Origin of the sequence: Nitratiruptor sp. YY08-26 (genome assembly GCF_016593215.1) — a bacterium.
In the GTDB taxonomy this organism is placed as follows: Bacteria; Campylobacterota; Campylobacteria; order Campylobacterales; family Nitratiruptoraceae; genus Nitratiruptor; species Nitratiruptor tergarcus.
In genome coordinates this window covers 15,694-29,558 of record NZ_AP023063.1, presented here as the reverse complement: position 1 = coordinate 29,558, position 13,865 = coordinate 15,694, and the positions used below count along the sequence as shown (strand labels likewise).

Genomic DNA, 13,865 nt, shown 5'->3' with positions numbered 1-13,865 from the left:
TAATTTTTCCTTAAATTTATTTTAATGCTATCTCAATATAATTAATTCCTAAATTCAGTCATATTGTAAAACATTTCTAAAATGTTTTGCAATGGGACTCAAGGAGCAAAAGATGACCTATCACAGAAAAAAGATTTACAATCCAAACTCACACGAAAGCGTCAATGAGAGAAAGATTTTTGGTGGCAATCCTACGGGAATTTTTGAACTCAATAAAATCAAGTATCAGTGGGCATACAATCTTTGGGAGATGATGCTGGCAAACACATGGTTCCCAAAAGAGGTCGATATGACTCAGGATGCAAGGGATTACAAGCTTTTAACTGACGCGGAAAAGCTGGCATACGATAAAGTGTTAGCCCAACTTATCTTTATGGACAGTCTTCAAACCAACAACCTTATAGACAATGTCAACCCCTACATCACTGCACCCGAAATCAACCTTATTTTGGTGCGCCAAGCCTTTGAAGAGGCGCTGCATTCACAAAGCTATGCGGTCATGGTAGATTCCATCAGTCAAAATACCGATGAGATTTATGAGCTGTGGCGTGAAGATCTCCAACTCAAACAAAAAAATGACTATATCGCAAAAGTGTATGAGGATTTAGCAGCCGATCCGACAGATGAGAATATCGTTAAAGCGATGTTTGCCAACCAGATTTTAGAAGGCATCTACTTTTATAGCGGCTTTACCTATATGTACACCCTTGCTCGCAGTGGGAAAATGCTAGGAAGCGCACAGATGATTCGCTTTATCCAAAGAGACGAGGTAACGCATCTGCTTATTTTTCAAAATATGATCAATACCCTCAAAAAAGAGCGCCCGGAACTTTTTACAAAAGAGCTGATTGATGATGTATACAAGATGTTTGAAGGGGCAGTGGATCTTGAAAGCAGCTGGGGCAAATATATCACCCAAGGACAAATCCTGGGTCTTACCGATGAGATTATTGAGCAGTATATTAAATATCTTGCAGATGACAGGTTACAAAGAGTAGGGTTAGAGCCAATGTACAATGTAGAGCATCCAATCAAATGGGTGGATGATTTTGCAAAATTTAATGACCAAAAGACAAACTTCTTTGAGGGAAATGTAACCAACTATTCGAAAGGTAGTCTCGATTTCGATGATTTTTAGTGCTATTCAGTGCCAAACAAAACCTGATTTTGAAAAAAATCTCAAAACCTTAAAAAAGCTCATCCAAAAAAGCGGCGATATTGTCGTCGCTCCTGAAGTGGTACTCACTGGATTTACTTATGATCGCTTCGAAGAGGCTGCCCAGTTTGGTCAAAGGGCGCTTGAAGAGCTGCTGCCACTCTCCCAAAAGCGCATCATCTGCTATACACAAATTGAAAAAAGAGACGGTAAATTTTACAATATTGCAAAAGTGCTCTATAAAGAAGAAGTAGTTTATGAGCAACCAAAAGTAAAACTCTTTAAATTTGGTGGAGAAACAGACTATTTTAGTGCAGGCAATATTGAGCAGATTAGTCTCTTTGAAATAGAGGGGAGGAAATTTGGGCTTTTAATCTGCTTTGAGCTGCGCTTCATTGAAATATGGCAGCGCCTCAAAGGAGCTGACATCATCCTTGTTCCAGCAATGTGGGGGAGTCTCAGAAAACGCCACTTTGAGCAGTTTACCGAGACTTTAGCTCTCATGCATCAATGCTTTGTCATTGCAAGTAATAGTGCAAATGAAGATATGGCAAAAAGCAGTGCTATTATCAATCCTTTTGGAGTTGCCTTCCGTGATGATAGAAAAAGATTATTAAATAAAGAAGTAGATCTCAATGATATTAAGAAGATGAGACGCTATATGGATATTGGATTATGAATTTGCAAGAGCGGATCGAACTGCAAAAGTGCCAAAAAATGGCAGAAAATATCAACAAAATCTTTCCTTTGCATCCCAAAATCAAAGAAGCATTTGCAAAGGTTCGTCGTGAGCTCTTTGTCCCAGTTGGCTTTACACACCATGCCTATAAACTAGACGCCCTGCCAATTGCTGGAAACCAGTGGATAAGCTCCCCCCTGACAGTAGCAAAAATGACACAGTTTTTAGAACCTGTTGGAGCTGATAGCATATTAGAGATTGGTTGCGGGAGCGGTTATCAAGCAGCAATTTTGAGTAAAATTGTCCGAAGAGTCTTTACAGTGGAGCGGATCGAGAGGCTTGTCATTGAAGCAAAACAGCGATTTAAAGAGCTTGATATTACAAATGTCCATGTGCGCTACGCAGATGGAATGCTTGGATGGAGGGAGTTTGCGCCCTATGATCGCATAATCTTTTCTGCTGCACTTACAAAAGTCCCTCAAAATATATTTGAACAATTAAGTGATGGAGGAATCATAGTTGCCCCTATCATCCAAAAAGATAAACAGATCATTACCCGCTTTTTTAAAGATGGAAATGTAGAAGAATTGGACACCTGTTACTTTATTAACTCTAAGAGTGGCGTAGAGTAAAAAAATTTTAATTTATTTAAACATTCCACTTGCTACTATAAAAAAAACGAAGGAGATATGATGGCCGAAAGACGCGATGTAGATATGAGTAGCCAAGAGTTTTTGGATGAGCTTGAAAAGACAAAAAAGTTCACTGATAAAGTATGTAAGCAGTTTGGTTGGGTTTACAACCCCAATGAAGAGGTTAATGAGGGTGTCACTATGGGACTTGCGCGTAACAAATTGATGTATGGAAAAAGATTTTGTCCCTGTTTTATGGTCATAGAAGAGGATGGAAAATTTAAAAGTGCAGATGACAGAATTTGTCCTTGTAAACCAGCAATAGAAAAAGAGATCCCAGAAATAGGGAAGTGTCACTGTGGTATTTTTTGCACACCAGAATATGCAGCGACACATAAGCAATAAAGACTTTAATAATAATTTTTTGCATATTTTAAGTAAGAAGTGTTACAATTTCATTACAAAATCATTCAAAGAAGGTCAAAATGGAGATAAACGATTTTGACAAACTTGACATCAAAGATGTCAAGAAGGTCTATTACAACCCAGACTACGAAACACTCTTCAAAAAAGAGATTGAGCAGCAAGAAGGGGTAGAAACAGATCTTGGTGCAGTAGCAGTCGATACAGGGATCTTTACAGGTCGCAGCCCAAAAGACAAATACTTTGTCAAGCAGCCTCCAAGTGAAAAATATATCGCATGGGGTGAGATTAATCAACCAGTTTCCAAAGAGATTTTTGACGAGCTCTTTGCAAAAACAAAAGAGTACCTCAGTGGTAAAGAGCTTTATGTAATGGATGCATTTGCGGGTGCAAGTGATGATAGCAAAAAGGCGATCCGCGTCGTCACAGAGATTGCTTGGCAGGCCCACTTTGTGAAAAACATGTTTATCCGCCCAACTGAAGAAGAGCTTAAAAACTTCCATCCAGATTTTACCCTCTATGTAGCAGCAAATCTCAAAAATGATCGTTATAAAGAGCATGGCCTCAATTCAGATGTGTTTATCATTTTTAATATTGAAGAGAATGTTGCAATCATTGGTGGTACCTGGTATGGGGGTGAAATAAAAAAGGGAATATTCTCTATGATGAACTACTGGCTGCCGCTTGAAGGTAAGCTTAGTATGCACTGCTCTGCTAATATCGGAGAAAAAGATGATGTGGCGCTCTTCTTTGGCCTCAGTGGTACAGGAAAAACAACACTCAGCGCCGATCCTAATAGACGTCTCATTGGTGATGATGAGCATGGATGGGATGATAAAGGTGTTTTTAACTTTGAAGGTGGCTGCTACGCAAAAGTTATTGGACTTGACAAAGAGAAAGAGCCTGATATCTACAACGCAATCAAAAGAGATGCTCTTTTAGAAAATGTAGTTGTCAAAGAAAACGGGGAAATAGACTTTGAAGATGCAAGTAAAACAGAAAATACGCGTGTAAGCTATCCAATCTACCATATCTGCAAGCACAAAGAGGATCTCCAAGGACCACATCCAAAAAATATTATTTTCCTCAGCGCTGATGCCTTTGGTGTATTGCCACCTGTAAGTAAACTCACAAAAGAGCAGGCGATGTACTATTTCTTAAGCGGCTATACAGCAAAAGTAGCTGGAACAGAGAGGGGTATCACAGAGCCGGTAGCTACATTTAGTGCCTGCTTTGGGGAAGCTTTTTTACCGCTCCATCCAACTGTCTATGCAAAACTTCTTGGAGAAAAAATAGATAAACATGGTGTCAATGTCTATCTTGTCAATACCGGATGGACTGGCGGACCATATGGTGTAGGCAAACGTATGAGTCTTCCTGCCACACGCGCTTGTATCAATGCAATTCTTGATGGTAGTATTGAGACAAGTGAGTTTGAAACACTTCCGATATTTAATCTTGCAATTCCAAAAAGTATTAATGGAGTTGATAGCAATATCCTTAATCCTCGCAATACATGGGAAGATAAAACTGCGTATGATAAGCAGCTCGAGCACCTCGCAAAACTCTTTATAGATAATTTCAAACGCTATGAAGGGTACGGAAACTTCGACTACTCACAAGCTGGACCACAACTTTAATATATTTCGCCCTCATGGGGCGAATAACCTAACTTCTATTATTCAATTTAATTGAATCTTTTATTAAATTTCATATATTTTACTTATCTCTTTTTGTTTATTATAATTATTAAAAATTTTTTTCATAAGGAATTATTATGAATCTTCCACGAAGACTAGGATGGATACCGGGTGGTATTGCACTTGCACTGCTTCTTTGGTTTACCTTCTCTACATATGGAGCTAATAGACCAATAGGTGCTTCTACAGGTATTGCCTATATGGGTGCATGGATCTTTGGGCTTACTGATACTGAGTACTTTAAACATATTAAAAATAGTGGTAGCTGGGAGGTCTTTTTCCTCATTGGAGTACTCATTGGAGGCTTTTTGACTTCTGTCTTTATAACTAAAACGTTCAAGTTTCGTATTTTGCCACCCCTTTGGAAGAAACACAAAAATAGCTCACCAGTTTCAAGACTTTTTTGGAGTTTTGTGGGTGGTTTTTTGGTGGTATTTGGTGCACGTTTAGCGGGAGGATGTACAAGTGGGCATTTTCTCAGTGGAGCTAGCCAGACAGCTGTCAGTGGTCTCATTTTTGGGGGAGTAGCTATTATTGTACTTTTGCTAACTGGCCGTCTCTTTTACAAAAATCTCTAAGGAGCTTCAATGAATTTTAATATTATAGAGTTTTTTCGCCAAACTTATGAGTATGTAGCAGTACAAAATCATGGAAGTATTTGGCTTATTATGGCTATTGGTATCGTTTTTGGTGTAATCATACAATGGAGTAGGGTAGATACTTTTGACAAAATCGCAGGGTTTGCAATGCTCCATGGTTTTAAAGTCCCAAAAATGCTTTTCTTTACTATCGGTATTGCAAGTATTGGCCTCTATTTTATGATTAAACTTGGCTATGCACACTACCACATCAAGCCAATTACCCTTGGAGGGCTCATTATCGGAGGAGTTTTATTTGCAATAGGGATGGCAATTTTGGGACTTTGTCCAGGAACTGGACCAGTAGCAGTGAGTGAAGGAAATATCGATGTCTTTACTGGTCTTGTAGGTGGGCTTTTAGCTGGGGCACTCTTTACCTATCTCTATCCCGATCTCAAAACCATCATGGGCCCAAATTTTGGCAAACTCACTCTTGCACAGCTTATCGGTCATGACTGGTTTATCTTTGTCTATGGTGTCGCCCTCATAGCCATAGCCTTTTTGCTGCCAAATAGAGAAATCGAAGAGGAGGTAGGAGAAATTTAATCTCCTCTTCTTTTTTGTGCTACAATAAAAGAAAAAGAGTACGCATTGGAATCTAAGGAGATTGAGCGTAAATATCTCTTGCCTCCATGTAACCCCAAAAAGCTCCTCAAATCTCTCCATATCCCCTATAAAAAGAGCAAAATTGTACAGTTTTATACACAAGATCATAAACGTTATCGTCAAAAAGATAATAGCTTCTATAAAACTATAAAAAAAGGAGAAGGAGTTGAGAGAGTAGAAATCGAAAATATCATTTCACAAAAAGAGTTTGCAAAAGCTTTCATGTATGCTCAAGGTGCAATTATCCACAAAATTCGCTATTTTGCTACAATCGATGGACAAGTATATGAGTTTGACTGGTTTGAAGGAGAACTTAAAGGCTTAGCATTTGTCGAGATAGAGTTTTCAAATCTTGAAGAGGCTATAAAGTTCTCACCTCCTACACAAATATCACGCATAATCCTCGATGAAGTCACAGAAGATCCAAACTTTACGAATGCAGCAATTGCACTTCATGGAATACCTCTTAAACAGATACATCTTTTGCAACTTCTTGCAGATGCACAAAAAGCTGTTCAAGGAAAACTGCAAGCTAAAATAGAATTAGTATTTCACCCATATTATGATGTGTTCTATCTTCTTAAAGCCTCTATTTATGCACTTCTCCATGTAGTGCTCCATAACAAAGAGGCAATTTTGGCAGGAGATAAAGATAGTGAAAGACTCCACCAACTGCGTGTAGCCTTACGAAAAATTCGCAGCTACCTTACTCTTTTTTCCCATATATATCCTATCCCAGAAGATTTAGAAAAAAAACTCTCATCTCTTATGAAACAAACAAACAGAGCAAGAGATACTGATATAGCACTTCTATGGATAGAAGAGTTTAAAAAAGAGCTTCCAGAAAAACTCAAATCCAATCTCGATGCCATCCAAGAGAGCCTCAAAGAGCAAAAGCAAAGCATTGAGGAGCAGTTAAAAGAGTTTTTGCAAACAAAAGAGTTTGAAGAAGCAATTACACAACTCAAAAAGTTTTGTCACAAAGATGAAATTGCCCATTTCCCCGCAATAATAGCTGCAAAGAAGATAATCAATAAGCAGCTAAAAAAACTAAAAAAAATGAGCAACAAACTCTGTAAAAAGTCAGATCCAAAAGATTTTCATAAAGTTCGCATAGAAGCAAAGAAGTTACGCTACCTCTTAGAGCTTTTTAGCTCTCTTTTGGAACCAGAATCATTTACTAAAGCACTGGATCTTGCAAAAGAGCTCCAGACAATTCTTGGTGAACATCAAGACTTTGAGGTACAGATTGAGTATCTCCGAAAACTACAGCAAATGCAAGAGAATGAAGCAATACTATTTCTCATACAGTTTCTAGAGAAAAAAGCTAAAAAGAGGCGCAAAACATTTCTCAAAAAACGCAAAAAATTAAAAGTCTTACGCAAAAATTTCCAATGCGCGCTCTGTCACTTTTGTTAGTTTTTCTTTTCTAAGAGATTTGAACTACCTTTTGCTATGAGTAAAAGTTGTTCTTCCTGCTCTTTTGTCAATTTTCCACTTGCAAGTGTCTCCATAAGTTTTGCAGCCATCTGTGCACGCAGCTCTTGCTCTCTTACTGCAAGCTCTTTTTCATGGATCTCTTTTTCTATGCGCAACCTCTCTAGTTCTAATTTCTCTTTATGGGCCTGGTAGCGCTTAAAGATAATGTAGATGAGTATAAGTGTTAAAACTCCAAAAGCTAGGAAGTAAATAACCATACTCTTTTTAATCTTTGCCTCTTCCAACTGAGGAGTTATAACAACTTTTTCTTTATCAACATCAAGTTTTTTGGCCTGTACAATTGACTCTTTTTTTATTTTGGCTGTCTCAACTGCCTTTTTATAATCAAGTTGTGCTTTCTCTTTTTGCACTTGGGCAGCAATCTTTGCTTTTTGAAGCTCTAATCGCGCTTTTTTATCAAAAACGTAAGGATTTTGCTGCTGCATAAGCAGATGAAAATACTCTTTTGTTTTATTACTCTCTGCTGCAAAAGAGGCCAAAGCAAATAATATAAGCAAAAAACCCCGCATATTTTCACCTTTTATAGACCAATTGCTAATGCATATAATACCATATCATTGCTTCCTAAAAACTCATTTACCTCATCATCATAATATGCACCAATACCACTACATCCAATTCCTAAATATTCGCTCGCGATATAGCAACGATGTCCAATGTGGCCAGCTTTTTGATAGAGGGGTTGATAATTTTTGCCATTGCTTGTAAGAAAAAAGGTCACGCTACTTTGACTTCCAAGAGCTTGCTCTAAGCAAAGATACCCGGCTTTTTTGTGAAAATCACCCATTTTAATGAGCTCACCATCTCTATAGAGTCCTTGCTCCATTCCCTCAACTCTATTGACAACATACCAAACTTTCACTTCTTCATCACAATCACTTGGAATAGGACTTTGCATCCAAGAGAGGATAAAATTAAACTGCTCTTTTTTTATCACTTTTGCAGAAAAATCCCGAATGCTTCTTCGCTTCAAAATAGCTTCTTCTAACCTTGTTGCTTCAAAAGGAAACTTTGGAAAACGAAAGTTAGCTTTGCAATTTTTTAAATGCAGTGTATCTTTATAAGCCTCTTCTATGAGGCTATTTTGTTCAAATGTTTTTGTACCATCCACAAAAGGAAGTTTCATTCCAAACTCTTTTGCCTCTGTCTGCGTTGGTACACCTACAACTGCACTACTTACAAAAAACTCTTTGTTTTCAAATCCAAAAGCCTCATTGAGAGCTTCCTTATTAAAATCATACAAAATATAGTAAGCCCTCTCAAATAGATAGCTACTCACTTCCAATGCCCCAAGAACATGTCCTGCATCAAGCAGGCAGTAGCGAAAAGCTCTATTTTTATATTTCCAGCTGGAGCGGTAGTAGATGATAGAAAAGAGAAATATGAACCCTTTAATCTTCCTCTTTCTTGCAAAAAATATCTCTATTCCTTCTTTCTCTTTTAATGTGTGTAAAAGTCTTGGCCCATTTTCTACCACACTAAAGTGATAGATCCCATTATCTAGCCCCTCAACATCTCTTGCTTGAAAATAGATTTCAACTGGATACAGAGCCCCTGCACTGGGAATAGTACGAAGATAGTATTCGACTCCGGGATAGACCTTTTTTGCATTGATCCCACCAATGCGGTAGATAAACTTGTGTAAAGGGTTTTCCATATCAAGGGGAATAAAAGGGTAGGTTGTAGGGTAAATTTTAAATGGATTAGGCTGCTTTGACCAATCAAGATAGTTTGGATTTCTGCGGACACTCCAGTAGGAGTGTTTTGTTGCTTCATGATAGGTATTTGTCATAACAACTATCCAAAAAATCTTCTATCTCATAAAATATATTTTCATTGCACTCTTTGATAAGAGGACGATACTTTAAGTAGTTTTGCCAAACTTTAAGAGCATTCGCATCGCGTCCTAGACGCTTAAGCTCAAGAGCAACAGAAGCGTTAATAAAACCTTTCAAAACCAAAACATCAGTATCTTTGCTCTTTCTTCTTGGAAACCATACCTCTTCAAGCGCTTCATGGGCATCATAAAACTTCTCTTCTTTTATCAAAGTCATAAACTTTTGACATGCATCATGCATGATAAACCTTTTTTTTTTACTATAACAAGGGAAGGTTTGCAAGAGGATAAAGGAGAAAATTAATAGGATGAGGGGAGAATAGCCTAAGCTACCATCCCCGTATTCTTATATGGCAACTGTTGCATTGTCTTAGGATCTGTGCGTGATCATTCATTACATCATCCATGTTGCCTTTGGCAAAGGACTCCTTTATATCTTTGGCATACATCTCAATGAGTCTTGCCGTCTTTTGTGCAAATTTGTAGGCATATTTTTGGTTTTCTGGCAAGAAATGCTTGACATCCACCTTTTCCAATACCTTTATATTTTCAAGTATCCGATCAGATCCATCATCCAGACACTCTTTACAGTTATATAAAATCCCTTTTTGCAAAAGATCCATACCGGCAGCAAACTTTTGCATCTCAATCTGCAGTTTTGTTCTGCCTTTTTTATCAGCAAAAAGAGATGTTGCCAAAGATAGAGCCAATAGAGCAATCATTATCTTTTTCATCTTCTATCCTATTTTAGAGAAATTTTTGTGCTCTTTTCAAATTTATTACCTATATTGTCTTCCCAGATCGCTTTCACAACACCTGGTCCCTTAATACGCAGCGGGAATTTAACCTTTGGATTTGGACTTGAGCTCACTTCAAAATCAAAGCTACACACCTCCTTATCGTTATAAAAAATTTTGAGCGTCTCTACAAAAAACCTAGGTTTTACTTGGCCTGAATGCTTATCTTTTTGAAAACCAGTATCCATAGGATGGATCGTAATGGCTTGAAAAATAACTACATCACCAACCTTGTAATCACGCGTAGTAGGTTTAATGACACCACGCCTCCAACTAAACTTTCTCATCCCCTCTCCTTAACCACATCCGCCAAGGGCGACTTTTACTTTTTTTCTTGCCTCAAATACTATATCATCATTGGTTCTAGCCAAAAGAACTACATCTTGTGTACCACCGAGTTTGGCATTGACATAGAGATATGCTTTGCCATTATCTGGCGAATAGTGGGCAGTTATGACTTTATTTACCTTATTCTTAGTAGTCAACACATCGATCCGTTTAATATACTTATTAGGCTCCATTGGATAATTTACTTCCACCTCAATAGGCACTACAAGACCATTTTCTGGAGCATCTGGGATATTCAGTTTCATTTCTTTAGCATTTTTTATAACTTTTTTTGCACCTTTAGTTGCATTCGTATACGCCTCTTTAAAAGGGATCTCAATAGCTTCATTATCATCCTCATCTGCGCGTATCTGCACCCTTCCAACTAAAAGAGCTGCAAGCGTGAAACTGCAAAACTCTAAAAACTCTCTTCTTTTCATATCCATCCTTAGTATTGGATTGTCTCTTTTGTATACTCTTTAAGCGGCACAGTTTTAGCGCTCACTTTGACTATCTTTTTGGCATTTCTGATATTTCGGTAAAACTCTTTGAGCTCCGGCTTAAAAGATCGAAAATAGTCATGAAATTTATCCGATCCCAACACTCCTACAGCCCAAATATGTCCCTTTTTATCCACTTCGATAACTATTGAAGCGAGTGGTTGTGGAGCGGGTCCCCCTAAAACCTTCGCTCCAGCTTTTGGATCATACGCTGAGAGGTGAGAAGAGCAAACAATTACACCTCCTTCTTTGTAGGCCATCGTTTTTTTACCTTTTGGCACATAGGTGATAAAACTATCATTTGGAGTAGGATGGGTTAGCTGATGAGGACATATTGCACTATAGGCAACTAAATCCCTCTCTTTTCCAACACCTCCTCTCCAGACATACTCTGTTCCATCTTCTGCTTTAAGTTTTACCTCAGGTAGCGTTTTTGTATCAGTTCTTAGCAAAAAGTTTGGTGTAGAAGCGTATGGGTACTGGAAAATATAAGGCACCTCTTTTTTGAGTTTACTACACAAAATCGGTTGTCCTATATCATCTACAAGCTGCACTTTTTCGTATACTTTAAAAAGCTCGCCACTCTGTGCATACAGATAGCCCTTTATTAATGAAGGCGAAACAGCTACAAGCAGTGTTCCGCCTCCTACAACTTTAAAAAATCCTCTTCTATCCATTTTTTATCCTAATCAAGATATAATTATGTTGCGCGACTTTGTAGGCCCTTTTGGGTCTACATAAACATATCTCGATACATTCCTTTTGCCCACTCAAAAAGTCCCTTACCATTCATTACACCAACTTTTCCATCCCATTTTTCGTTTGTAGCAGCATTATGGAAGCCAAACGCTTTCTTCTTTTCGTTATATTTGTATTCTGCATTTACAGATATGGCTCGTACAGGATCTCCTGATACAGCAGAGTAGCACACTGTCAGAGGTGATTTCCATTTCGGCTCTTTTCCTTTTATACGTGTTGCTATCATGCTTGCAACGATGTGACCTTCTGAGTTTGCTGTATTTCCAGATTTGCTAAATCCCATTGGTCTCACATCCCCAGCACAGTACACATCCGGATCCGCTTTTGTTTGATAGGTAAATGGATCTATATCGGCTTCTGCTTTGTTAAAGACACTATCTTTTGCCACACCCGCAATCTCTAATATCTTTCCACCTCTTACTCTTGGATAGAGTGCTGCATCAGCAAACTCGATCTCTTCGCCCAGTTCTGTTTCGACTCTTTTTTTCTCTAGATCAATATTTGTAATGGTGGAACCTGGTAAATACTCAATATAATCTTTATAGAGTTTTTCAAATGCTGAATGGAAACCATCTTTTTTGATGGTAATATCAGGGTTCTCATCAAGAAGTATAACTTTTCCAGGGATATCCTCTTTTTTCATATACCATGCAATCAAGCATGCCCTCTCATATGGAGCTGGTAGACATCGATAGTTTCCTCCAGGAACTGTCAATACAAAATTGCCTCCTTCAAAATCTTGCACTTTGTTTCGTAGACTCAAGTGCTCACTTCCTGGAATAAATCCTGCAGGATACTCTTGTCTAAGTCTGTTTTCAAACTCCACATCCCCATTTGTCCAACGGGAATAGTCATAGTCAATTCCCGGAGCAAGTACAAGATAGTCATACTTCACAGCTCCCTCATTGGTAAAAACAAGCTTACTATCTCGATCAACATCATGTACCATTGCGTTTAAGAATGTATAGTTATTATTGCGTGCAGCTTGCAAATAGTCATGTGTTAAAAACTCCAAATCTACTAAACCAACGAGCCACAAATTACTTACAGGACAACTCATAAAAGATGCACGTCTTTCAATAAGCACAACATCTGCTTCAGGCGCGTATTTTTTTACATACTTAGCAATGGATAGTCCAGACCATCCACCACCTACTACAACTACTCTTGGCCCCTTGGCTTTTGGAATCGGTGCCATTCTTAAACCTGCCTTTGCAGCACTTGGTTTTGCACCACCACTCGATGCCGTACAACCACTTAAAGCTGCTCCAGCAGCAGCAACACCACCGAGTTTTAGCAGATCTCTTCTACTAAGTGCCATGATTCATCCTTTATGTTAATGTTTCTTCGTTGGGGCGAAATTCCAAGAGAAACATCGCTCAATTAAAATGATAAACTTAATCAACTTAATTTATTATTAATTTTACTTATATTTAGTTTATGATAACCATAACAAAGTATTATTATTTTAAAAAATAATAACATTCATAAATGTAATTTAATAACTAATTATGATAGTTGTTATCATTTGAGATAAATAATGGGGATTTAATTCACGTATGGAAACTTTTATAAGAGGGAAAATATAAATGTGCCCCTAAGGGGCGAAGATTATTTAGACTCTTTGTAGCAAAACCACCAATCAAAACACTCATACTCTTTAGGTCGTTTTGCAGCAGTTTCACAATCAGTTGCTGGCGGGATAATAACTTTATCACCAATGAGCTCATTTTCCGGCCAGTTTGCTGGAGTTGCAACGCCATCGCTATCACTCTTTTGAAGTGCTTTGACAGCTCGAACAATTTCAGGAATATTTCGACCAATCTCTTGTGGATAGTAAAGAATTGTTCTCACTACACCTTCAGGGTCAATGATAAATACTGCTCGAACAGTATTGGTTCCTTTGTTTGGATGCACCATACCAATTTGCGCTGCTAATGTATCAGTCGCTGCAATAATTGGAAACTCTATTTCAACATTGAGTTTTTCTTTAATCCACTCTACCCATTTGATATGGCTGAAAACTTGATCGATTGAAAGACCAATCAATTGTACACCAATAGCATCAAATTCGCTTTTATGTTTTTGAAAACTGACAAACTCAGTTGTACATACTGGTGTAAAATCAGCTGGGTGACTAAAAAGCACTGTCCATTTTCCTTTCAAATCATCTGGTAAACTCATTGGTCCATGTGTTGTTTGCACATTTATTGATGGAAACTTATCTCCAAGTAGTGGCATTCCCATGCTCCCCTCCTTCTTATTTATATTCACTTTTTGTAAAATCTCATCGATCACATCATCCAAAGAG

General features: G+C 38.0%; 16 protein-coding genes and 1 pseudogene. 8 read left to right on the top strand and 9 right to left on the bottom strand.

Features of this window, described 5'->3' with window-relative positions; translation table 11 throughout:
• The first annotated feature begins 112 nt into the window (after nt 1-112).
• The 8 genes and pseudogenes from JG738_RS00155 to JG738_RS00120 all read left to right on the top strand — a co-directional run bounded on the left by JG738_RS00155 (nt 113) and on the right by JG738_RS00120 (nt 7,253).
• Nucleotides 113-1,138: a ribonucleotide-diphosphate reductase subunit beta gene (locus tag JG738_RS00155; RefSeq protein ID WP_084274977.1), complete on the top strand. Its 1,026-nt coding sequence runs from the start codon at nt 113-115 to the stop codon at nt 1,136-1,138.
• Nucleotides 1,128-1,835, top strand: a complete 708-nt coding sequence (locus JG738_RS00150; protein WP_201337797.1) for a carbon-nitrogen hydrolase family protein — start codon at nt 1,128-1,130, stop codon at nt 1,833-1,835. The genes JG738_RS00155 and JG738_RS00150 overlap by 11 nt, the downstream gene beginning before the upstream one ends.
• A complete protein-coding gene (locus JG738_RS00145; RefSeq protein ID WP_084274975.1) occupies nt 1,832-2,467 on the top strand; it encodes a protein-L-isoaspartate(D-aspartate) O-methyltransferase in 636 nt (211 codons plus the stop codon). The genes JG738_RS00150 and JG738_RS00145 overlap by 4 nt, the downstream gene beginning before the upstream one ends.
• 60 nt (nt 2,468-2,527) lie before the next feature.
• Nucleotides 2,528-2,866, top strand: a pseudogene (locus JG738_RS00140) (ferredoxin-thioredoxin reductase catalytic domain-containing protein); the annotation flags it as partial.
• An 86-nt stretch (nt 2,867-2,952) separates the two neighbouring features.
• Entirely contained in the window at nt 2,953-4,530 is a 1,578-nt protein-coding gene (gene pckA, locus JG738_RS00135; RefSeq protein ID WP_201337796.1) for a phosphoenolpyruvate carboxykinase (ATP), read from the top strand.
• A 137-nt stretch (nt 4,531-4,667) separates the two neighbouring features.
• The gene (locus JG738_RS00130) at nt 4,668-5,168 is read left to right on the top strand and encodes a YeeE/YedE thiosulfate transporter family protein (protein ID WP_084274972.1); all 501 of its coding nucleotides are present in this window, start codon (nt 4,668-4,670) and stop codon (nt 5,166-5,168) included.
• A gap of 9 nt (nt 5,169-5,177) precedes the next feature.
• Nucleotides 5,178-5,774, top strand: a complete 597-nt coding sequence (locus JG738_RS00125) for a YeeE/YedE thiosulfate transporter family protein (RefSeq protein WP_201337795.1) — start codon at nt 5,178-5,180, stop codon at nt 5,772-5,774.
• A 45-nt stretch (nt 5,775-5,819) separates the two neighbouring features.
• Nucleotides 5,820-7,253 carry a CHAD domain-containing protein gene (locus JG738_RS00120; RefSeq protein WP_201337794.1) on the top strand — a complete coding sequence of 478 codons (1,434 nt, stop codon included), beginning with the start codon at nt 5,820-5,822 and terminating at the stop codon, nt 7,251-7,253.
• Here the strand turns inward: JG738_RS00120 and JG738_RS00115 are convergent.
• The 9 genes from JG738_RS00115 to JG738_RS00075 form a co-directional block, all read right to left on the bottom strand.
• Entirely contained in the window at nt 7,250-7,843 is a 594-nt protein-coding gene (locus JG738_RS00115; RefSeq protein WP_201337793.1) for a hypothetical protein, read from the bottom strand. The genes JG738_RS00120 and JG738_RS00115 overlap by 4 nt on opposite strands.
• Nucleotides 7,844-7,854: 11 nt before the next feature.
• On the bottom strand, nt 7,855-9,126 hold the full coding sequence (locus JG738_RS00110; RefSeq protein WP_201337792.1) for a SagB family peptide dehydrogenase: 1,272 nt from the start codon (nt 9,124-9,126) through the stop codon (nt 7,855-7,857).
• Entirely contained in the window at nt 9,107-9,412 is a 306-nt protein-coding gene (locus JG738_RS00105) for a DUF309 domain-containing protein (RefSeq protein WP_084274967.1), read from the bottom strand. The genes JG738_RS00110 and JG738_RS00105 overlap by 20 nt, the downstream gene beginning before the upstream one ends.
• A gap of 88 nt (nt 9,413-9,500) precedes the next feature.
• On the bottom strand, nt 9,501-9,905 hold the full coding sequence (locus JG738_RS00100) for a hypothetical protein (RefSeq protein ID WP_201337791.1): 405 nt from the start codon (nt 9,903-9,905) through the stop codon (nt 9,501-9,503).
• Between the two features lie 8 nt (nt 9,906-9,913).
• A complete protein-coding gene (locus tag JG738_RS00095) occupies nt 9,914-10,255 on the bottom strand; it encodes a thiosulfate oxidation carrier complex protein SoxZ (protein ID WP_201337790.1) in 342 nt (113 codons plus the stop codon).
• 9 nt (nt 10,256-10,264) lie between these two features.
• Nucleotides 10,265-10,735 carry a thiosulfate oxidation carrier protein SoxY gene (locus tag JG738_RS00090; protein ID WP_201337789.1) on the bottom strand — a complete coding sequence of 157 codons (471 nt, stop codon included), beginning with the start codon at nt 10,733-10,735 and terminating at the stop codon, nt 10,265-10,267.
• Between the two features lie 8 nt (nt 10,736-10,743).
• Entirely contained in the window at nt 10,744-11,472 is a 729-nt protein-coding gene (locus tag JG738_RS00085) for a Rieske 2Fe-2S domain-containing protein (protein ID WP_201337788.1), read from the bottom strand.
• Between the two features lie 56 nt (nt 11,473-11,528).
• Nucleotides 11,529-12,875, bottom strand: a complete 1,347-nt coding sequence (locus JG738_RS00080; protein ID WP_201337787.1) for an FAD/NAD(P)-binding oxidoreductase — start codon at nt 12,873-12,875, stop codon at nt 11,529-11,531.
• Between the two features lie 290 nt (nt 12,876-13,165).
• Nucleotides 13,166-13,801 (bottom strand): peroxiredoxin, encoded by a 636-nt coding sequence (locus tag JG738_RS00075; protein WP_370583689.1) that lies wholly within the window; start codon nt 13,799-13,801, stop codon nt 13,166-13,168.
• Nucleotides 13,802-13,865 lie beyond the last annotated feature (64 nt).

What these genes read in the sequence shown, in the direction of transcription:
- JG738_RS00105 (WP_084274967.1), bottom strand. Translation starts at nt 9,412, where the DNA reads ATGCATGATGCATGTCAAAAGTTTATGACTTTGATAAAAGAAGAGAAG.
- JG738_RS00125 (WP_201337795.1), top strand. Translation starts at nt 5,178, where the DNA reads ATGAATTTTAATATTATAGAGTTTTTTCGCCAAACTTATGAGTATGTA.
- JG738_RS00115 (WP_201337793.1), bottom strand. Translation starts at nt 7,843, where the DNA reads ATGCGGGGTTTTTTGCTTATATTATTTGCTTTGGCCTCTTTTGCAGCA.
- JG738_RS00080 (WP_201337787.1), bottom strand. Translation starts at nt 12,875, where the DNA reads ATGGCACTTAGTAGAAGAGATCTGCTAAAACTCGGTGGTGTTGCTGCT.
- JG738_RS00155 (WP_084274977.1), top strand. Translation starts at nt 113, where the DNA reads ATGACCTATCACAGAAAAAAGATTTACAATCCAAACTCACACGAAAGC.
- JG738_RS00145 (WP_084274975.1), top strand. Translation starts at nt 1,832, where the DNA reads ATGAATTTGCAAGAGCGGATCGAACTGCAAAAGTGCCAAAAAATGGCA.
- JG738_RS00150 (WP_201337797.1), top strand. Translation starts at nt 1,128, where the DNA reads ATGATTTTTAGTGCTATTCAGTGCCAAACAAAACCTGATTTTGAAAAA.
- JG738_RS00100 (WP_201337791.1), bottom strand. Translation starts at nt 9,905, where the DNA reads ATGAAAAAGATAATGATTGCTCTATTGGCTCTATCTTTGGCAACATCT.
- JG738_RS00110 (WP_201337792.1), bottom strand. Translation starts at nt 9,126, where the DNA reads ATGACAAATACCTATCATGAAGCAACAAAACACTCCTACTGGAGTGTC.
- JG738_RS00075 (WP_370583689.1), bottom strand. Translation starts at nt 13,801, where the DNA reads ATGGGAATGCCACTACTTGGAGATAAGTTTCCATCAATAAATGTGCAA.
- JG738_RS00085 (WP_201337788.1), bottom strand. Translation starts at nt 11,472, where the DNA reads ATGGATAGAAGAGGATTTTTTAAAGTTGTAGGAGGCGGAACACTGCTT.
- JG738_RS00090 (WP_201337789.1), bottom strand. Translation starts at nt 10,735, where the DNA reads ATGAAAAGAAGAGAGTTTTTAGAGTTTTGCAGTTTCACGCTTGCAGCT.
- pckA (WP_201337796.1), top strand. Translation starts at nt 2,953, where the DNA reads ATGGAGATAAACGATTTTGACAAACTTGACATCAAAGATGTCAAGAAG.
- JG738_RS00130 (WP_084274972.1), top strand. Translation starts at nt 4,668, where the DNA reads ATGAATCTTCCACGAAGACTAGGATGGATACCGGGTGGTATTGCACTT.
- JG738_RS00095 (WP_201337790.1), bottom strand. Translation starts at nt 10,255, where the DNA reads ATGAGAAAGTTTAGTTGGAGGCGTGGTGTCATTAAACCTACTACGCGT.